The sequence below is a fragment of the Klebsiella sp. RHBSTW-00215 genome (assembly GCF_014103785.1).
Taxonomy (GTDB): Bacteria; Pseudomonadota; Gammaproteobacteria; order Enterobacterales; family Enterobacteriaceae; genus Klebsiella.
Genome location: NZ_JABXQS010000001.1, coordinates 369,352 through 389,857, shown reverse-complemented (window position 1 = coordinate 389,857; position 20,506 = coordinate 369,352). Strand labels below are relative to the sequence as shown.

Below are 20,506 nucleotides of genomic sequence, written 5' to 3'. Positions count from 1 at the left end.
CGAGATAATCATGACGCGACAAAACGTTCAGGAACTGCTCAACAAACTGGAAACTCCGCAGGACGATGACGCCCTGCGCTGGGTGGCGGAGCAGAATATCCGCACCGTCGCAAAATTCGCCCAGGGTGAGCGTTTTCACCGTACGCAGAAGGCCGTTTTGCAATCGCTGGACGATCAATCGAATATTCCCTGGGTTAGCCACTATCGCGAAACGGTTTATAACTTTTGGCAGGATGACCAGCATCCGCGCGGTATCTGGCGGCGAACGACGGAAGCATCCTGGTTAGCGGATAACCCTGAATGGGAAACGGTGTTGGACATCGACCGGCTAAATGAAGAAGAGAGTGCAAGCTGGAACTATCACGGTACCGATATCCTCTACCCGGATTACACGCGGGCGCTGATTTACCTGTCGAGCGGTGGTGATGCATGTGAAATCCGCGAATTTGATCTGGTTAACAAGACTTTTATTGCCGACGGGTTTTATCTTCCCGAAAGCAAAAGCACCGCTCGCTGGCTTGATGAAAATACGCTTCTTTTAGCGCTTGATACCGGTGGCGATACGCTGACCCAATCGGGCTATCCTCGCTGCGTGAGCCGCTGGCAGCGAGGTACTCCATCGCAGGACGCGACGCTAATTTACGCCGGAACTGAGTCGGATATGCGTGTATTTGCCTGGCACGATCCGACCCCAGGTTTTGAGAAAACGCTGGTGCAGCGTGCTGAGGATTTTTATCGCCGCCGCACCTGGCTGTTGAGCGCGCAAAATGAACTGGAACCCATTGCTATTCCTGAAGATGCATCATGCGGTTTTCTGCAAAACTGGCTTCTGGTGATGCTGACCTCGCCTTGGGAGATTGCCGACAAAACCTATCCCGCAGGCTCGTTGATCGCGACCGATTTTACGGCTTTTCAGCAGGGCCAGCGCGATTTTACCGTTCTGTTCACGCCGGATGCCCACACTACGCTGCAAGGCTACGATACGACGCGTGACTACCTGATACTCAATCTGACTCAGGATGTGGTCGAAAAAGTGACATTTTGCCGCCCTGAACACGGTCAGTGGCGCAACGTTAACACGCTGGAATTGCCCGATTTCACCTGTATTTCAGCATATGGCATTGATATAGAGAGCAACCGCTATCGAGTCGTTAGCTATGGATTCTTGCAATCCTGCCGACTGAGCCTTGGCTGTCTGGATAGCGGGAATCTTATCGCCGTGAAACAGGACCCGTCTTGTTTTGATGCCTCGGGTATCGAGGTGACTCAGCATTTTGCTGTTTCTCTGGACGGTACGCGCATCCCGTATTTCCAGATTTCCGCTAAGGGACTGGCATTAACCGGTGACAACCCGACTTTGCTTTATGGTTACGGCGGTTTCGAGGTTTCTCTGTCTCCATACTATTTGGGCGCGATGGGGGAAACCTGGCTGCAAAAGGGAGGCGTTTTCGTCGTCGCGAATATTCGCGGCGGAGGAGAATACGGACCACTGTGGCATCAGGCGGCGCTGAAGCAGCATCGTCACCGTGCCTATGAAGATTTTGCTGCGGTCGCGAAAGACCTGATCGCGCGTCGTGTAACCTGCCCGAAACGGCTTGCGGCGCAAGGAGGGAGTAACGGCGGCTTACTGATCGGCAATATGCTAACGGATTACCCGGAGCTTTTTGGCGCGCTGGTTTGCCAGGTGCCGCTTCTGGATATGCGTAACTATCATCGCTGGCTGGCAGGGGCATCCTGGATAGCGGAATACGGCGACCCGGAGAACGCAGAAGAGTGGCAATGGCTGCAAAACTACTCGCCTTTCGACAAGGTTCGCGCAGATAAGCACTATCCGCCGACGCTGTTTACTACCGGCACGCAAGACGACCGTGTCAGCCCAGCCCATGCGCGCAAAATGGTGGCGTACATGCAGCAGCAGGGCCACGATAATGTCTGGCTGTATGAAGAAACTGAAGCCGGTCACGGCAGCTCGCCGGAAAATAGCCAACGGGCATTTCAACGAGCGATGAAAGAAGAGTTTCTTTGGCAGATGCTGACTGAGCAACTATCGTGAAAATGGCTGCGGATGTCGGTGCTGGGCTATCTGAGTTAGGAAAAAAATCCCCCGACTTTTAGGTCGGGGTTAGATATTTTGCGTATTGCACCTATGGTGAAATTTTTATCTCTGCTTAAACCATTACTATTTTTGCTGATATGAAACATAACCTTCAGCTTGATATATTATGCTGTAATCTATCGCGTAACCTGTGGATATGATTCATTAATTTATCTCCCATAAGGCGGCAGGAATCTACAGAACCCGCATCAGTTCAAGTATGATTGTTCTCCCCGGACGGGCGGTACCTGCTATTTCGCAGGCCATAACCTGGACGGTTTATCAATGACGATAATTATTTGGGCGATGAATTTGATTCGGTGCCTGACGGAAATAACGATCCCGACCATCTTTCAGACCGCTGAATTATTGTAGGGGCATCACAGGGAGCATTAACATGAAAGGTACTTATCTCGCTATTGCGCTCGGTTTATTTTCTTGTTCGGCGCTGGCCGCTGAACGGGTGATTCATTTTGGTACCAGCGCAACCTATCCGCCGTTTGAGTTTGTCGATGGTAATAACCAGGTGGCTGGTTTTGATATCGATATTGCCAAAGCGGTATGTAAGGAACTCCAGGCGACCTGCAACTTTACCAATCAGAGTTTTGATAGCCTGATCCCGGCGCTGCGTTTTAAGAAAATGGATGCGGTGATCGCCGGTATGGATATCACACCGCTGCGTGAAAAGCAGGTTGATTTCTCGACACCGTACTTAAACGAACTGTCGGCGGTTGCGGTAGTGCGCAAAGATACCTCCCATACCTTTGCCGATTTGAAAGGTAAAAAGCTTGGCCTGGAGAACGGGACTTCGCATCAGCGCTACCTCCAGGATCGCCATGGCGAGATTGAATCTCAAGCCTATGACAGCTATATGAATGCGCTAATCGACCTGCGAAACGGACGTCTGGACGGGGTGTTTGGCGATGTGGCGGCGATGAAAAACTGGCTGAAGGAGAACCCGGACTTCGTCATTATGGATGAGCACGCCACCGACCCTGAATATTATGGTAAAGGCCTGGGCATTGCGCTGCGTAAAGGGAACCCGCTGCTGGCGGAGATAAACCAGGCGCTGGAGAAGGTGATGGCTTCTCCTGAATATAGCGAAATTAAAGATCGCTGGATTAAATAATCGTCCATGACAACGCGTCAGTCTTACCTGCTGGCGCGTCATAAAAACCCGTTAAAGCCGCATACGAATGCCGTCGGTTCGGCGATTTAACCCTCGAGTTGTGCAAGTTCGGTGCTGGATTATCTACGCCCCCTGATGGCGATCCATTCACAACTTTAATTGTTAGTTTTATCGGCCTTTCCTGACATTGTGCTCATCAGACACGTATTTATTAGGGTTATTGATTAGGTGTTGCTTACTCATGTACGACCCGGTAATCATAAGAATAAATATTATTAATCATTTGTTTTTTAATGATTAAATGATTTTTTTTGTGTGTTTTATCATGTCAATCACATTTCCCCTCTCACCAACTTTAAATCCAGAAAAGTAGACGTTTGTCGAATTTTCATCTAAAAAGTTGGGGTAAGGGACTAGACAGGACCATTTTTAGGTTATCAAATGGTTAAATATCATCACATTAAATGTGAATAATTGACTTTGTGTATAAAAGGTCAACACGCTTCCCGTGGTTTTAAATCGCTGCGGGTATCTTTTGGGAGAAGTTATGCATTCCTCTGTGAATAAAAATGAAGGTCGGACCTTTTTTGGTCATCCATATCCGCTTGGTTCGCTGTTTTTCACCGAAATGTGGGAGCGATTTTCGTTCTACGGCATTCGTCCATTACTGATCCTGTTTATGGCGGCCACCGTTTATGACGGCGGCATGGGGCTGGCGCGTGAGAACGCCTCGGCGATCGTGGGTATCTTTGCCGGTGCGATGTATCTTGCCGCGCTGCCGGGCGGCTGGCTGGCGGATAACTGGCTTGGTCAACAAAAGGCGGTCTGGTACGGTTCGATTCTGATTGCCCTGGGCCATCTGTCCATCGCGCTGTCGGCGGTGATGGGCGACACGCTGTTCTTTATCGGCCTGATGTTTATCGTGCTCGGTTCCGGCCTGTTCAAAACCTGTATTTCGGTGATGGTTGGGACGCTCTACAAGAAGGGCGATGCGCGCCGCGACGGTGGATTCTCGCTGTTCTATATGGGCATCAATATGGGGTCGTTCATTGCGCCGCTGATCTCCGGTTGGCTGATTAAGTCTCACGGCTGGCACTGGGGCTTTGGTATCGGCGGTATCGGGATGCTGGTCGCGCTGGTTATCTTCCGCGTCTTTGCCGTTCCGGCGATGAAACGCTACGACAGCGAAGTCGGTCTCGACTCAACCTGGAATAGCCCGGTCGTGAAAAGAAACGGCGTGGGCGGATGGCTGCTGGCGCTGACGGTCGGCGTGGCAATTGTCATTACGCTGATTGCCCAGGGCGTTATCGTGATTAACCCTGTCGCGGTTGCCAGCATGCTGGTCTACGTCATTGCCGCCTCGGTGGTGCTGTACTTCATCTATCTGTTTGCCTTCGCAGGCTTAAGCCGTAAAGAGCGCGCTCGCTTGCTGGTCTGCTTTATCCTGTTGGTTTCGGCGGCCTTCTTCTGGTCGGCGTTCGAGCAGAAGCCAACCTCATTCAACCTGTTCGCTAACGACTACACCAACCGTATGATCGGCTCTTTTGAGATCCCGGCGGTATGGTTCCAGTCGATCAATGCTCTGTTCATCATTCTGCTGGCACCGGTATTTAGCTGGGCGTGGCCTGCGCTGGCGCGTAAAAACGTGCGTCTGAGCAGCATCACCAAGTTTGTTATCGGCATTCTGTGCGCCGCCGCGGGCTTTGGCCTGATGATGCTGGCGGCACAAAACGTGCTGAGCAACGAGGGAGCTGGCGTCTCGCCGATGTGGCTGGTCGGCAGCATCCTGATGCTGACGCTGGGCGAGCTGTGCCTGAGCCCGATTGGTCTGGCGACCATGACGCTGCTGGCACCGGAAAGAATGCGTGGTCAGATGATGGGGCTGTGGTTCTGCGCCAGCGCGCTGGGGAACCTGGCGGCAGGCTTGATTGGCGGTCATGTGAAGGCCGATCAGCTGGATATGCTGCCTGACCTGTTCGCCCGCTGTTCCATTGCGCTGCTGATCTGTGCCGCGGTGTTGTGTGTACTGATTGTGCCGGTTCGCCGGATGCTGGAAAACACCCAGAGCAAGAAGCCGCAGGAACCGACGGCTAACGCGTAATACCTCTGAAACCCGGCGCGTGCTGTGCCGGGTTTTAGACTGATGATAGTGTGCTCACTTGTCTGCCGGGCGGCGACTAGCGCCTTGCCCGGCCTACAAAAACCACAGCATCAGCACGTGACGAATTTTTCGCAGATCTGTGCTGTGCCGGGTTTACTTTTTAACGGTAAACAATACCGCCATCGATCAGGATCGATTGACCGGTAACATAGTCGGAATCCGGGCCTGCCAGATACGAAACCAGGCTTGCCACATCGTCCGGCGTTTCAGCACGACCCAACGCGATGCCTTCCACATACTTTTTATAGGTTTCGCCAACCGGTGCACCGGTTATCTCTGCGAAGCGTTTATCGATTTCAGTCCACATACCGGTACCTACAATCCCCGGGCAGTAAGCGTTAACCGTAATGCCGCGGCTGGCATACTCTTTTGCAGCCGCCTGGGTCAGGGCGCGCACGGCAAATTTGGTCGCGGAATAGATCCCCAGCAGCGCGAAGCCATCATGCCCGGCGATAGAGCAGGCGTTGATGATTTTCCCTTTTTGCTGACGGTCGATGAATTTTTTCGCCGCCGCCTGAATGCCCCACAAGGTGCCCTGAACGTTGATACGCATAATCCGATCAACCTCTTCAGGGGTTACGTCGGCCAGCGCCTGTACCTGCGCGATCCCGGCGTTGTTGACGATAATATCAAAGCCGCCCAACGCCTTTTCCGCCGCGTCAATGGCGGCATAAACCTGATCGCGGTCGGCGATATTGGCGACGAAGGTGGCTGCTTTACGGCCCAGCGCCTCGACTTCGGCGGCGACGGCGGCAATCCCTTCAGGATTCACGTCCACCAACATCAGCGACGCGCCATCTTTGGCCAGACGCAACGCAATACCGCGGCCAATGCCCTGACCCGCGCCGGTTACCAGCGCAACTTTATTTTCGATAGCCATATTCTGTACTCACCTTGTACTGATTAATAAACCTGGGATCTCTGCGACTGACGTCATATCAACGTAGTGAATTGAATTACTCTATCTGGCACGATAAGCATGGCCTACCCCCCTGATGGGGGGGATAATGACCAACGGACTGGATTAAGAGGTAATCGCGGTATGGCTTTTTTATCCTCACAGGATGATTCACTGGCGGCCTTTGTTGAGCAGGAACCTTTCCGCTTCACGCGCGCGCTGCCGCTAATCGCCACCCGCTTTACGCCGCCCCGCTCGCCGGAAACGCTATTGGCCCGGGAGCGCCTGCTCCAGCGCCTCGATGACGCGACATCCCGCCGCTTGACGCTGGTTTGCGCCCCCGCCGGATTTGGCAAAACGACCCTGCTGGCGCAGTGGTATCGGCATCGCCATCGACAAGGTGATGCGCTGGCCTGGCTGAGCCTTGATGAGGATGACAGCGCGCCGCTGCTGTTTATGCGCTATTTGCAGGAGGCGCTACGACCGCTGTGGCAAGGCTGGAGCTCGCCTTTTCTACATGCTCTGGAGGGGGAACTTCCAGCCGATATCACTCTGTTCCTTGCCGAACTCGTCAATCAGCTCAATCAGTGCCCACACCCGCTTTATCTTATTCTCGACGACTATCAGTGCATTACCGACCCGGCGATTCAGCGGGGAATGAGCTGGCTGCTAAACCATGCGCCGTCTTCTTTGCATCTGATTATCGGCAGCCGTCACCAGCCGCCTTTAGCGCTAAGCCGCCTGCAAATGCAGGACCAGCTACTGGAGGTGTATGACCCGGAATTGCGCTTTAATCCCAGCGAAGCCAATGCCTATTTTGCTGCCTCGTCAGCGCTTAATGCGCAGGATATTCCCCGGCTGATTGCGCTGACGGAAGGTTGGGTGGCGGGGATGAAAATGGCCGCGCTATCCCATGATGCCGCCGGTTCTTCATCTGCGGCGATGGGGCTTAGCGCCAGCTCGCGGTCAATCTCCCGCTATCTCGAAGAGGTTATCTTTGCGCCGCTTCCCACTGAGGTATTTGATTTTCTTCTGCACACTTCACTGCTTAACCGCCTGCACCCGGCGTTATGCGATGCGGTTAGCGGCAAAGATAACGCCAGGGAGATGCTGGCGTGGATTGAGCAGCACAACCTGTTTCTGTCGGCGCTGGATGAGGGCGGCCTCTGGTTTCGCTATCACCCGCTGATGCGCGATGCCTTACTGCAACGCCTGCAGCACAGTAGCGAGATTGATATTCGCCAGTTGCACGACCGCGCCAGCGGCTGGTTTGCCTCACAACAGCTTTGGGCTGAGGCGATTCGCCACGCGCTGGCTGCTGGTAAATCGGCGACGAAGGATGCCGAGGCCGGGGCGCAGTCGCTGGCGGAAGAGGGGGATATTGATACCCTTGTGCGCTGGATCCGCTATCTACCCGACAACCTTGATCCGTCGCGCATTGAACTTCAGCTCAATCTGGCCTGGGCGCTAGCGCACCGTTTCCGCTTTAGTGATGCCCGCCAACTGCTCGATGCCATTGAGATGCAGGCGGCTGCCAGTCCTGATGTTCTGGCCCACAGTTCGCGGGTAAAGTTGCAGGTTGTGCGGGCGATTTGCGAAGCCTTTGCTGACAACATTTCGCGCAGCATTGCCATTGTCGAGCCGCTGCTGTGCGAGGTGCCGTGCGGCGATGTTTGGGTCGATGGTCTGGTGTGCAACATCCTCAGCTACTGCCACCTCGCGGATTCACGGCCACAGCAGGCGCTGGATGTTCAGCAGCGGGTGGCGGGGGCGAGCGTTGCCAACCGCAACCTTTTTGTTGAAGTCTACCGGGCGTTCGTAATGGCGCAGGGGTATCTGCGCCAGGGGAATCTCGCCGAGGCGGAGCGGCAAGCCACGCGTGCGCTGCGTTATGCGCAACAGCATACCGGTGCTAACTCCAGCAGCGGGGCGACTCTGGCCCCCATACTGGCGGAGATTGCCTGGGAAAAAGGCGACGTTGAGCAGGTCCAGAGCCTGCTCGCCCCGCGCCTGGAGATGATTGATAACTTTTGCCCGCCGGACGGCCTTAGCCGCTGCTACATCGTGCTGGCCCGTCAGGCTCGCGCGGCAGGCGAGCGGGAAAAGGCGGAGTCGTTATTGCTTCATGCCGAGGGGTTGGCCGCCCAGCGCGGCTGGCTGCGGGCGCAGGCTCCACTGCTGGCGGAACGGCTCGCCATGTCGCTCCACGCGGGTGACAGATCAACTGCCGAAGCGCTGCTGTGCCGCCTGCAGGGGCTTAATCAGGCGCAACAGCAGGATGCGGTTGGCGGATATATCGCGTTAAGCCAGTGTCGTTTACTTTATGCTTCTGGCGATCCGCTGGCCGCCGCGCGGCGACTGGATAAACTGGCAAGCGTCCGGGAACACAACGGCGAGTGGCTGTTTGCCGTGCGTTTACGGCTGATGCAGGCTGTTGCCCTTTGGCGCGCGGGGGCTCAGGAGCAGGCTGTGGTTGTCTGCCGCCCGGCCCTTTCGCGCGCATTGCACCAGGGACTGTTGCGCAGCCTGCTGGAGGGCGGGGCGGAGATGGCTTCGCTACTGAGTGAGATACTTAAACGTGGTGGGCCGGACGACAACCTGACCGCTGATATCCCATCTCTGTTATCGCATTTCGCGACCGCCGGGATTGCCACGGATGAGAATCGCCCGCAGCCGCCCGCGTTGCGTCTTACCGAACGGGAGCAGCAAACGCTGCGTTTGATCGCCGAGGGGTATTCCAATAAAGGCGTTGCGCGCGAGCTGGGCATTTCGGCGGAAACCGTCAAATGGCATCTCAAGCAACTTTACGAGAAGCTACAGGTGAAGGGACGTATTCAGGCGGTAAATCAGGCGCGAGAGTGGCGTTTGTTAAATTAACGCGACCTTATCCCCCATAGCCAGCGTTAGCGTCCGGGACTATGCTTACAACCATACCAATAAAAACAGCTGAGGCAATGTCATGGATAAGGAACTACTGGAAGCGGGCTATCGTGCCTATACCGGGGAGCAGATTGATGTCTACTTCAATACCGCTCTCTGCCAGCACTCGGGAAACTGCGTGCGCGGTAGCGCAAAGCTCTTCAACCTGAAACGTAAACCGTGGATCGTTCCCGATGAGGTGGATGTCACCACGGTCATGAAGGTTATCGATACCTGCCCAAGCGGCGCATTGAAGTATCGCCACAAATAAGCGAGGAAATGATGGAAATACTGGAAGGCCACAACAAGTTTTACGTCAATGACGCCGAAGGGAATCAGGTGGCGGAAATCGTTTTTGTACCGACAGGCGAGCATCTCAGTATTATTGAACACACTGACGTGGACCCCAGCCTGAAAGGTCAGGGCGTGGGGAAAAAGCTGGTGGCGAAAGTGGTCGAAAAAATGCGTGGCGAGCAGCGGAAAATTATTCCGTTGTGCCCGTTTGCTAAACATGAATTTGATAATACCCGCGAGTACGACGATATTCGCGCCTGAAATCAATGCGCCAGCGTGCTGGCGCTATTTACCCGGCGATAAGAGTCAGATCGCGGCCTGATAAGAGGCGCTGAATAAGATCGCCGACGTTTTCTCGCTCCACCGGCGCAGAGATGAAGTATCCCTGAAACCGATCGATCCCCAGCGCTTTCAATTTATTGAATTTATCCAGACTGTCCACCCCTTCAGCAATACAGCGGCTGCCGGTCAGCTGACAATAGTAGATCAGGCTTTTTATCAGCGCGAGCGCGTGTAGATCTCCCTGCATATCATTCACAATACTCATATCCAGCTTATATGCGCTGAATTTGACGGAGCGCACCGGAAACATGACGCTGCTTTGTGAAAAGCAGTCATCCAGCATAATGGTGAAGCCCTGCTTGCGTAATCGGGCGATGTTTTCAGCCACTTTGCTCTGGCGGTTGATGTCGATGGTTTCAGCAAATTCCAGTACCAGCCGACAAGATACATGTGGCTGATGCAGTTGCTGACGCGCCGTTTCCAGCATACTGACCAGATTTTCATGGCTGGCGATGGCGGCGGGGATATTGACCGAGAAATAAAACTCCCCCGGATGCTGATTGATATTCTGCACGGCCTCCCGGAGTACAAAGGCCGTCAAAACCAGCCACGCGTACTCTGAACGCAACTGCGGTAAAAAATCGCCCGGAAGAATAACGTGACCGTTTTGCCGCCAGCGAGAGAGGAGCTCCAGACCTTTAAGCTGCATCCGACCATCAGTAATGGGCTGGAAAACCGGGAAAATTTGCCGACAGTGTACAGCATGGACAAATTCTCGCTCAAAAGCGGAAAGCGCAGCGTTAGGTTGTATTTTCTGTCTCTTTGTCTGGTTGCCGGGGAAACGGGTTGCCAACTGAGGATGATGCTCGACGATTTTTTTCAGTCCTGCGGTTCGCTGGGTATAAAGCGTTTTGTGGCTAATACCGCGGTGTTTTGCCTGGGCGTTAACACTGTCTCCGCTAAGTAAACCGAGAATAGCATTCAGCTCCTGTCTGGTGAGTCCGCCAGCTTTTCTTCCGCCGATCCGCATCTCTTCGTCCGCCAGCTGTTTAAGCGAAGGATATCTTTCCAGAGTATAGTCCTGGAGTAGCGTGGTCAGACTCGGGACGGGCAGGTCGGAGGCGGCGGCACTCACTTCAGAAAGCAGATGGTGGTCGATAACCTGATGCAGCAGGGTATGCCACAGCCAGCTGGCCGGGCTACGGCTGAGGATCAGCATCGGTAGCGGCGTGGCCGCCAGCTCCAGCATCGAGGCGACTTGCTGCAGAGTGATAAGCAGCCTGGCCGGAGCTTCGGGCAGAAATACCACGATGCGGCGAATATCAGCTCCGGCAGGTAATGTCGTCGCGTCCAGCGGCAGCACCACGGGCCGCATCCCACAGGCCGTCATGACTTTTACCAGCCCGTCGGCCACCAACGAGCAGGGCGAGAGGATATAATCTATCCCCACCCTGCCGTGCGCGACAGGCGCGCTACTGGTAAACAAAGGTCACCCCGATAATTGACTGGACGTTCCCCGCGGTGACCTGCCCGCTGGTGCGTGCATAGGTCGCGGTGAGGCCCAAATTAACCGCAGAAGTGCCAACGGTTCCCATTGCGACGGTACTGTTTGATCGCATGATAGAGCCATTACGCAATAGCTGAACGCCAATCCCCTGAGCCGGGGAGGCTGAGGACGTATTGGTGAAAACGGTGTTGGCGGTATCAGCCGTGGTGCCAGAGAGGTAAAACCCGATATTTTGATTTTGCCCACATCTTACCGTGAGTGGGATTGCGGTAGAACCGGGATAGGTAGGTAGCGTTACCGTAACGTTGCGGGCGGAAACATCACACCCGCCCGTAGGGATGATCACGCTATTGTTAGCATAAATGTGCCAGGTAAATTTTGAAGTACGAACATTACCGCCGCCGTTGATATCGGAACCGACCTGATACATGACCAGTGTTGCGATATGCGAACCTGCGCTTATTGCCAGCCCGGAGGCGGTCGATATTGGAGTCAGGTAGAGCTGCGTATTCCAGTTAGTGTAGTTACCGGAAGTAAAGTTGTGGCTGGCGGTTGGGGAGTTTAGCGGGAAATTGTAGCTGACTCCGTAGTACTTTAAAGAGCCGGTGAAATTTGTCAGCAGGCCGCTATAGGCCGAGCCTTGTAGCATGCTCACCATATCGTTACGCGTGTTCGGAGCATCATTCTTGCAAAAAATAGAATTGGATAAGTCGACGACCAGGTTTTGTCCTGCCCCAAGACTTGGCTGTAGATTGACATAGACGTTGGATACCTTTCCTCCGGTATCGCTGTTCAATACCGTGCCGGTGGAGTCGTAGCAGGTGTAGGCTCTGGCGCTGGTCGAGAATCCAGATAAAAAGATCAAAACCCACAGCGCCCTGATGAAGGTCAGGCGACATTGAACGGGGGGGGTAATCTGCTGATTCATGATATCTCCTGCCTCAAAGCCAGGTGTAGGTGACGCTAATCACCGCCTGGATTGTTCCTTGTGTTGGCCCGCCATTGACCGTCAGCGCTCTGACGCGTAATGGAAAACTGGCCGACTGCGTTGCATCGTTGACGGTCATCGTTTTGGTTGAACCGTTGTTAAATCGGCTTCCGCTGGTGTCCTGTAATTCCAGTTGAAGGTTTCCCGCCGTTCCCTGATTTTTGTAATAGCCTGTGCTGTCAGTCGTTCCGCTGAAGGTGGCGGTGACTCGTGACGTGCCAATCGGGCAGTTGCTGAGATCGAGCGTGACGTTATGCCAGCCCGATGCCGCTCCGGGTGAAAGCATATTGAAGGTGTATAAATCACCCAAATCGACGGTAGCCTTCGGCGTAGATATGGTGCAGGGCCTGGCCACCACTTTGCCGTTAACGGTAATGGTCACATCGGCGGCATGGGAGGTGCTGGCGAAGGCCAGTAAACCGGCCAGCAGCCAGCGTGCATGAGTCCATTTCATATCAGCCTCCGGTTACTGAAATTCAAGAGTGAACGTCGCGGTAGCACTAACGTGTCCTGCGCTTATCGGAACGCGTGCGGTCATCAATCGGGCATAAAAGCTCAGCGTATTGGTTTGACCGGGCTTCAGTGTTGTCCATGTAATATTTGACGAGGGGGAGTTGAGAACCAGAGGTACCCGGCTGCCGCTGAGGATCTGCACGCCGATGCCGGAAGCCGCCGATACTCCGCTATCGAGCTTAAGCAAACTGGTGTTGTCGCTGTCCGCTACGCCGGTAAAACCGACTTTGACCGCGGTAACGGAACCGCCGCAGGGCGACAGCACGATGCGAAAAGGCACCAGCGGCGTGGTCGTGCCGATGGCATTAAACTGCTTTGCGGCGTTATTCATCAGGTCGACGGTAAAATCCTTTGATTCCCCCGCAACGGCGCAGGTGTTATCTCGCACATATCCACTAATCGTGATGGTGCTATCGACAGCAGGCGTGCTGAGGGAGACCAGAGAGAGTATGGTGCCCAGCAGATACAGGTTTTTTCTCATCATCATGGCTTCCTTAGCGGCATACTGCCGACAGCTGGCTTAGCGCCTGGTTCTGGCTTTCCGGCGGCAGACGATAGTCGGCTTCGCAACTGGCATCCGGCCCTTCTCCCCACTTCGCACGCACCTTGCCCGTCAGCGGCATCCCGCTCAGATAGACCAGGCCATCATCGGCAACGATGCTGCTATTCTGGCTACCCACAGAGGCGACCATTGCGCCAAAGGGAACCGGTTTACCGTTGTGAGTCAGCTTCATCAGTAGCTTCATACCGACGCTGGCTTTAAATTCGGCACGCGCTATCGCTCCGTGGGTCGGCACAATACTGACTACGGCATCATCAAGGTCGACATTGTTGGCGAGCGTATTGGTATTCAGCGCCACCCGGTTTTCCCGGTATTCGGTGGCGTAGGGCAGCACGGCGTAGCCGCGCCAGTCGGTACGAACACCGGTCTGGTTTTCCACCTTCACCCCGTCTGCTCCAGGAGCTTTGATCAGCACCACGGTATCGTTCATTGGCTGGCTGAGAGTGACGCCATCGGCGTGGGCCAGTACGCCGCCGCTCAGGCCGTAGTAAAGCTGCTTAATGCCGTCGCTACGGCTGTAGCCGACGTTGGCATTACCGTAGCCGCCGCGGTAGTTCAGCGCCGCGTAGCCGGTACTGCCGCTGTTACCTTCCCCGCCGCCCGCGTAGCCGGTTTGTACGCTGTAGCTCAGGTTGTTGTCCTCCAGTAACGTGCCGTACAGGCCTGCGAGGCTGGTGGTTCGACCATTCAGATCGTTAGACATGCTGTAGCTGGCGTTACCATTTTTCCAGACCGAGGTACTGTCGGAGCGCATCCAGTGGCTGAACGGGATACTAAAATTAAGCGCCAGCATCTGGTCACGGCCCTGCTGCCAGGCGTTTTTGGTCAGGCTGTAGCTCAGCGTCCAGTTGATATCATCAATGGCGGCGTTCAGCCCGGCCTGTAGCTGTTGGTCGGCGCTGCTGGTTCCCCAGTAGGTTTGATGACTGCCGCTGAGGTAGAGGGTGGCGGTGCGTCCTAACTGCTGGGTAACGCTGAGCTGCACTTTGCCGCGCTTGTTATAAGCGAGGTTGTAGTAGTCGGTGAACTTCGGCTTTACTTCAATCACGCCATCCTGAGTGTTGACGTTGTAGCCGCTCATTCGGTTATAGGTGGTGTCAGCTAAGCTGAAATAGCCGCGCGTAGAGTAGCGGTAGCCCACCAGTTGAATATTTGTTCCGGTATCCGTCAGCGACTTGTTATAGAGGAAACGCACCGACTGTCCCTGATGCTTGCTGTCATCGGGCAGGGTCGCGTTGGCCTGAGTCACATCCAGCGACAAGGCACCTAACTGCCCCAGGTTTTTCCCCACGCCGAGATTAAAGGCGCGGTAGCGATCTGCCAGCTGGGTACCGCCGTACAGCGTCCAGCCGGCCGGTAAACCGTGCAAAAGAGTGCTCTGGAAAAACTTCGGTTTGTCCTGCTGATCGTTGCCGCTGCGAAACTCCCCAGCGGTGGCGGCATAGCGGGTATGGCCCTCGCGCTGGAGCACCGGGACGGATGAGTAGGGAACGGTGAAAACCTGGCTGCTGCCGTCGGCCTCTTTGATGGTCACCTGCAGATCGCCGCCGTTGCCTGCGGAGTAGAGATCGTTAATGGTGAACGGGCCGGGCGGCACCGTGCTCTGGTAGATCTCATAGCCGTTCTGCTTCACCGAAACCTGCGCCGTGCCGCGGGCAATACCGTGGATCACCGGAGCAAATCCCTTCTGGCTGTCCGGCAGCATATTGTCGTCGGAGGCTAACTGCGCCCCACGGAAGTTAATGCCATCGAAGACATCGCCGTTGGTGTAGCTGTCGCCAAGCGTCAGGCGTGAGCGTAGTGGGGTGATGTCGCGCTCAAGCCAGGTATTGACGTGCTGCCACTTGTTTTCATTGGTTGAAGAACTGCCGCTGCTGCTGTAGCTCCAGGTGGTGTTGTCACGCAGACGCCACGCACCGAGGTTCAGCCCGCTTTGCAGATTCAGATAGGCGTAGTGACTACTGCCGCCGATGTCGTTGTGGACGTTATTACCGGTGAAGTTATAGTTCAGCAGCCCGGCGTTAATCCCGTGGTCCCAGAGTTCAGGCGGAATATAGCCACGGGCGCGATTGCCCATGAACGCCTGGGGAATGGTCAGATAGAGCCGCTGTAAGCCAACATCAAAGCGGGTGGTGGCATCTTTGATAATCTCGGTTATCGGCACGCAGGCATCGGACGCCAGGGTGTTGATCCCCTCAACGGATGAGGTATTCACGCCCATTCCTGAAAGCTGCCCGCGGGTCAGGCAGGGGAGCAGCGCATGGTCGCTCTTTCCTGCATTAAAAGTGACATCGCGAGTGGCCATAAAACCATCGTTAAGGTAAATATCGACGCGATAGGTTCCCGGAGGCACCTCCTGGCCGCTGGCAAATCCTGATAAGTCTGCCACGGCGGCAGGGTCGTCCGCTAAAAAACGCGGATTAAAATAGAGCTCTGCCTGCACTGAAAAGATCAGTGAGGAGAGTAAAAGGGCCAGCGTGACTGGGGCGAAAGCGCGCACATTTATCGGCCCATGGCTGTTTATACGCCCGGAGCCCAGGTAGTCGAGTCCATATTTCAGATGTGACATAGTCCCTCCGGTCCAAAGTCGCCCGGCTGTCAGTTCTTATTTTTATTTCCGGGAGAATGCGTTCTCCCGTCAGTTATTGCATTGCGCCTTTCGTTTTCGGGGTCAGTGCGCCGTAGTCGTTAATGGTCCGGTACGTAATCTCGCTACCTGCATCGGAAGGCAGTTTGACGCTGGTTTCTCCCATTGGCGGAACCAGGGCATTCTCCAGTATCCGGGTTCCGGCATTGAGTTCGGTGACCGTCAGGTAATATGGGGTGGGGTTGATCAGCGTGAGCGAGCCTGCGCTGCGGCGAAACTTCAGCTTTTCCGGCGCCTGATCCGGCGGCAGCGCCAGTTTTGCCGGGCGATAGTAAAGCTTGATGCGGCTGATAATCGCCAGTTGCAGGGTGTTATCGCTAAGTTTCGACTTGTCCATCGACGGAATGGCTTTGACGTTCATCCAGAAAAGGGTTTCCCGGTCCTGCGGCAGCTGGTTGTTGGTGGCATCAATGATACGCAGGGTGTTCTCTTTTTTTCCCTGCATGGCAAACAGTGGCGGGGTGATAACAAAACGCCCGTCTTTTGCACCATCGGTATTTTCCACCCATGATTGAATCAACCATGTGCTCTTTTCGTCGTTATTGGTGACCGCCAGCTGAACCTGCTTCTGCCCGGAAGGGTAAATAACGCGGGTCGCGCCCAGCGCCACGCCTGCCTGGGCCTGAGCGGTAAATCCGATAGCGGCTATCATCAGCACTCCTGCCAGTAAACCGCGCGTCATCGCCAGTGTTTTTCTCACGCTTATTCCTTTTATACTCACCGTCGTTTCCTGTTTTGGTACGTCTGCTGGTTAATTACTGGTAGGTCAGGGAGAACCAGGCCTGAGCGTTAGCCGCTCCCCCGGTAACCTGATGCCCTGTTGCCCGATATTTCGCCACAAAGTGCAATGTAGTTGGCCCGGTATACAATCTTGTCCAGGCTGCGGGAGGACTGTTCAGTGGGATCAGATGGTCTTCTTTATCAAACAGAGCAACGCCAATACCGGTAGCGATCCCCGGGCCCTCGCCGACCAAGAGTACGTCCGGGTTTTTACCATCGGCGACGCCGTGAAACGTCACGCCAACGCGTTGGCTGACGGCGGTGCTGCACTCCTGCAGATGAATATCGAAAGGGATCGGATTGGTATCTTCCCCGGCCGAATGAAACCGATTACTGCTGATCTGTCCCATGTTGACTGTCATCTGCTGGTCACCCGCTTCAACACGGCAGGACTCGGCAATGATGACGCCCTGAAAACGCATATTTCCCCCGGACAAAGTGGCGTTCCACTGATTGCCGGCCATCGCCAGCGGGGGGAGCAAAAAAATCAACAGACCTGACTTCATCCTTTGCATCGTTATCACCCGAGTTCCGTTATGGATAACGGGCCTTCCTGGCCCGACATGCTTCCCTGCTTGATGAATGAATTACTGGTATTGCACTTTGAAGGTCGCGTCAGCGTTAGCGGTACCGGCAGTGGCTGCGGCGGTCGCGTAGTAGCGAGCCTGGAACGGGATGATATTGGTGCCATCGTTCAGAGTGGACGCCGCGCCGAAGGTCGCGCCATCCAGCGCTAGCGGAGTACCTGTACGATCAAGGATCTGTACGCCAACGTTAGTCGCGCTACCTGCCGCTGAGCTTTGCAGCGCCAGTACGGTGGTGTTGGTACTGTCAATTGCGGTACCTGTGAACGCGACGGATGCTTTGGTGGCCACGGTAGTATCACAATCGTTCAACTGGATATTGAAGCCGACTGCCGTACTGGTGCTGCCTGGAGTGGCGAGTTTTGCCGAACGAACCTGGCCCATTGGAACGGTCTGATCGATTGAACCTGCGTCAATTGCGCATGCTGCGTTGACGACTTCCCCTTTAAAATGCACCGTGCCGCCATTTACCGTGGTATCGGCCAGAGCCGCTGCGGAGCTCAGAGACAGAGCTGACAGTACAACGATTGCCAGTGTTTTGATTTTCATGTTGTTTTCCTTTGTACAATATCGGGATTACGAACCGATCTGGCCGTCATCATGACCTCCAGGTATTCCATGATTCAGTCGGGATTTTCGACTGCGGTTCTGCATGTTTTTCACCCAAAATATGAGACATTTGGGGCCATTTTGACTCGTTAGAATAATTAACTGAATAATCTGGTTTTGTTGTTTTTATTTGGAGTTTTAATCTTAATTATTGTTTTTTGTTAATGTAATCTATTGATGATGTTGGGGGGATGAGCCACGGAAGGCTATCTGGAACAACGTGGTGTGGAGCCTATGCGGTGAAAAGAAGGGGATTATTTGAAAATAACGAAAATAAAAAATGCATAATAATCAATGTGATATTGTTATCTTTGTCGTAAGGGATGCATTCTATGGTTGCAAAAGGTTACTGAATATTTTTATGATGCACACAGTTTGGCCCCAATTGACCTGTTCACTCTGTTATTTTTTCTTATTTATCAATTCTTTACTCTGTATCCTTTGATTTTGTAAATTCACTTCCATGAGATTGTTTCGTTCCCATAATCCCGCGAATCGAGCAGCGTTGCTGGCGGTATATCGCACGGTATGGCGAATGTTTCTATGACCAAGATAGTCCTGAATAAGACGGGTATCCGCTCCTCTTTCCGCCAGCTCGTAACCACAGGCATGACGTAGCATGTGCGGGTGAGTGTGCGTTGCCGTGCCTGCATCGACGCCAGCAGTGCGGATAATGCGGTAGGCCTGCTGACGGGAAAGCGGAGTACCACGTCGCGATATAAACAACGCATCGGTTTTTTTTGCACCTTTCCAGGCGGTGCGTACCTGGCTCCAGCGTTTGATTGCCTCACATTCATCCACCATCAAGGGGTGTATCGTTGAAAATCCATTTTTCAGGCGACGGATATTAATGCGACCTTCAGCAAGATCGAGATCGCGATAGTGAAGATCGAGTAATTCGCTAATACGCATACCATGACGGAAAGCGAGCAGGATAAGGCAATAATCTCTCTCTCCTGTCTGCCCATGCCGGGCGGCCAGCATCATTGCCTGCACTTCTCTACCGGTAAGAAAACGACGTCGGTTCACAATAAATGACTCCTGATATGATCTTGATAAATAACACGACCCTGCTCAAAAACAGGGGGAGCTCACAAATAATCCGCAATGTTAATGGCGTATTATATGAAGGGGATTAATCACGGTTAAATGATGACATTATAGTCGTGCCTGACAAGTATATTGATGCGTGATAAATCTTATTCTTACGGATTTTATTCGTTACTACAACATAACCTGGTTGTCTCTTTAGCAGGTATATAAACTTAAAAGGGAAAAATCACTGCTGGTGATATTTTAATCTGATGAAAAATAGTGCATTTATATCCATGGTAACGGATGGATATGATAATAAGACAGCAGATGTTTGAAATATGAACTTGCAGGAACAATAATCATAATCAAAGCATGGTTAATATTCCTTAATGTTTGGCGAGGGATATCTACAATTCTGACGCCGTCCATGGCATCGCGTATTACGGTAAAACAGGGCTCCGCAGTCTGTCTTTCGTTTCGTCCCAGATGCCATAAAAACGGCCAGCGTTACTGGCCGTATACCATACGGTATGGCGGATGTTACGGTGACCGAGGTAGTCCTGTATGAGGCGGGTATCAATGCCCATATTGGCTAAGGCGAATCCGCATGAGTGGCGGAGCATATGCGGATGAATCTCAAGCGATAGCCCGGCAAAATCGCCTGATGTGGAAATGATCTGATAAAACTGTTGGCGAGAAAGGGGATTACCTTTTCGCGATAAAAATAACCACTCGCTGTCAGACTGAGGGTAGGACTTGCGGATATCCAGCCAGTTTTTTAACGCGCGGATCTCTTTATTCAGCAAAGGATGGGTTGTGGAAAATCCATTCTTAAGGCGGTGTATATAGATACATTTAGATCCTAGATCGATATCGGAAATTTGCAGGCGACATATTTCACTAGCTCGTAATCCGTGAATGAAACACAATAATGTCAGGCAATAGTTACGCGTAGCGTGAGGTCCACTATTCGCTGCTTTGAGTAATGACTCAATTTCATTGTGAGTCAGGAAGTTCCTTTTTCTTAAAATTACATTATTTTTCATTATGTTCCCTTTAGCATGCAGACGTATAGTACATTTTATTTAGCATCGTCGGGTAAATGATGAAGCTCGGCTGCATTTAAATTAATTATCTTTGATGCTGGTTCTAATAATAGTTTTAAGATGTCATTTTTATTGGTTGTGGGGTGCTTATTTTTATATTTATGATGAGTTTTAGTTTTTTCGATGGAAATAGTGTCCTGCTCATTCTTTTCTCCTTGGCTATGTTTTCAGAGATACATAAATCATAAGGTTGTTAACCATACTGCAAAAACCTTGTTATGAATAGCAGTAATAAGAAAGTGAATATTTCTGATGGTCGCCAGGAATAATTTGAATACGACTAAGATGAGTCTTTCTTGTCGATAAGATGCTTATTGCGGAGGAAAGATTAAAATTGATAAGTGCACCAGAGCATAGAGTCTGATTATTTTAAATGCGGGAATCATTTTGTAAAAAC

At 53.2% G+C, this 20,506-nt stretch carries 17 protein-coding genes; 6 read left to right on the top strand and 11 right to left on the bottom strand.

The genetic code is table 11. The features are described from left to right. Window positions 1–10: 10 nt before the first annotated feature. From HV127_RS01875 to HV127_RS01865, 3 genes are all read left to right on the top strand, one after another. Window positions 11–2,053, top strand: a complete 2,043-nt coding sequence (locus tag HV127_RS01875; RefSeq protein ID WP_182234788.1) for a prolyl oligopeptidase family serine peptidase — start codon at window positions 11–13, stop codon at window positions 2,051–2,053. A gap of 439 nt (window positions 2,054–2,492) precedes the next feature. Continuing rightward, window positions 2,493–3,224 (top strand): arginine ABC transporter substrate-binding protein, encoded by a 732-nt coding sequence (locus HV127_RS01870; protein ID WP_182234786.1) that lies wholly within the window; start codon window positions 2,493–2,495, stop codon window positions 3,222–3,224. A 547-nt stretch (window positions 3,225–3,771) separates the two neighbouring features. After that, complete coding sequence (locus HV127_RS01865) at window positions 3,772–5,325, top strand: peptide MFS transporter (RefSeq protein ID WP_182234784.1); 1,554 nt, start codon at window positions 3,772–3,774, stop codon at window positions 5,323–5,325. 160 nt (window positions 5,326–5,485) lie between these two features. Here HV127_RS01865 and HV127_RS01860 read toward each other — a convergent pair whose 3' ends face one another. After that, a complete protein-coding gene (locus HV127_RS01860) occupies window positions 5,486–6,265 on the bottom strand; it encodes an acetoin reductase (RefSeq protein ID WP_110276384.1) in 780 nt (259 codons plus the stop codon). 162 nt (window positions 6,266–6,427) lie between these two features. Here HV127_RS01860 and HV127_RS01855 point away from each other — a divergent pair, with 162 nt between their 5' ends. The 3 genes from HV127_RS01855 to HV127_RS01845 all read left to right on the top strand — a co-directional run bounded on the left by HV127_RS01855 (window position 6,428) and on the right by HV127_RS01845 (window position 9,757). Continuing rightward, the gene (locus HV127_RS01855; RefSeq protein ID WP_182234782.1) at window positions 6,428–9,160 is read left to right on the top strand and encodes a LuxR C-terminal-related transcriptional regulator; all 2,733 of its coding nucleotides are present in this window, start codon (window positions 6,428–6,430) and stop codon (window positions 9,158–9,160) included. An 82-nt stretch (window positions 9,161–9,242) separates the two neighbouring features. After that, the gene (gene yjdI / locus HV127_RS01850) at window positions 9,243–9,473 is read left to right on the top strand and encodes a 4Fe-4S mono-cluster protein YjdI (RefSeq protein ID WP_182234780.1); all 231 of its coding nucleotides are present in this window, start codon (window positions 9,243–9,245) and stop codon (window positions 9,471–9,473) included. Window positions 9,474–9,484: 11 nt separating this feature from the next. Beyond that, window positions 9,485–9,757 carry a GNAT family N-acetyltransferase gene (locus tag HV127_RS01845; protein WP_110276387.1) on the top strand — a complete coding sequence of 91 codons (273 nt, stop codon included), beginning with the start codon at window positions 9,485–9,487 and terminating at the stop codon, window positions 9,755–9,757. Between the two features lie 28 nt (window positions 9,758–9,785). Here HV127_RS01845 and HV127_RS01840 read toward each other — a convergent pair whose 3' ends face one another. The 10 genes from HV127_RS01840 to HV127_RS01795 all read right to left on the bottom strand — a co-directional run bounded on the left by HV127_RS01840 (window position 9,786) and on the right by HV127_RS01795 (window position 20,049). Continuing rightward, window positions 9,786–11,222 carry an EAL domain-containing protein gene (locus HV127_RS01840; protein ID WP_182240533.1) on the bottom strand — a complete coding sequence of 479 codons (1,437 nt, stop codon included), beginning with the start codon at window positions 11,220–11,222 and terminating at the stop codon, window positions 9,786–9,788. A gap of 28 nt (window positions 11,223–11,250) precedes the next feature. Beyond that, a complete protein-coding gene (locus HV127_RS01835; protein ID WP_228727442.1) occupies window positions 11,251–12,213 on the bottom strand; it encodes a fimbrial protein in 963 nt (320 codons plus the stop codon). A gap of 13 nt (window positions 12,214–12,226) precedes the next feature. After that, window positions 12,227–12,727, bottom strand: coding sequence for a fimbrial protein (locus HV127_RS01830; RefSeq protein WP_182234778.1), 501 nt, complete (start codon window positions 12,725–12,727; stop codon window positions 12,227–12,229). 12 nt (window positions 12,728–12,739) lie between these two features. After that, window positions 12,740–13,270, bottom strand: coding sequence for a fimbrial protein (locus tag HV127_RS01825; protein ID WP_182240529.1), 531 nt, complete (start codon window positions 13,268–13,270; stop codon window positions 12,740–12,742). A gap of 10 nt (window positions 13,271–13,280) precedes the next feature. Then, window positions 13,281–15,917, bottom strand: coding sequence for a fimbrial biogenesis usher protein (locus tag HV127_RS01820; RefSeq protein WP_182234776.1), 2,637 nt, complete (start codon window positions 15,915–15,917; stop codon window positions 13,281–13,283). A 73-nt stretch (window positions 15,918–15,990) separates the two neighbouring features. Further along, complete coding sequence (locus HV127_RS01815; RefSeq protein WP_182234774.1) at window positions 15,991–16,716, bottom strand: fimbria/pilus periplasmic chaperone; 726 nt, start codon at window positions 16,714–16,716, stop codon at window positions 15,991–15,993. 34 nt (window positions 16,717–16,750) lie between these two features. Continuing rightward, window positions 16,751–17,290 carry a fimbrial protein gene (locus HV127_RS01810; protein ID WP_182234772.1) on the bottom strand — a complete coding sequence of 180 codons (540 nt, stop codon included), beginning with the start codon at window positions 17,288–17,290 and terminating at the stop codon, window positions 16,751–16,753. A gap of 72 nt (window positions 17,291–17,362) precedes the next feature. Continuing rightward, window positions 17,363–17,908, bottom strand: a complete 546-nt coding sequence (fimA, locus tag HV127_RS01805; protein WP_112217156.1) for a type 1 fimbrial major subunit FimA — start codon at window positions 17,906–17,908, stop codon at window positions 17,363–17,365. Window positions 17,909–18,370: 462 nt separating this feature from the next. Then, entirely contained in the window at window positions 18,371–18,997 is a 627-nt protein-coding gene (locus tag HV127_RS01800) for a tyrosine-type DNA invertase (RefSeq protein ID WP_182234770.1), read from the bottom strand. Between the two features lie 446 nt (window positions 18,998–19,443). Continuing rightward, window positions 19,444–20,049, bottom strand: a complete 606-nt coding sequence (locus tag HV127_RS01795; protein WP_182234768.1) for a tyrosine-type DNA invertase — start codon at window positions 20,047–20,049, stop codon at window positions 19,444–19,446. Between the last annotated feature and the right edge of the window lie 457 nt (window positions 20,050–20,506).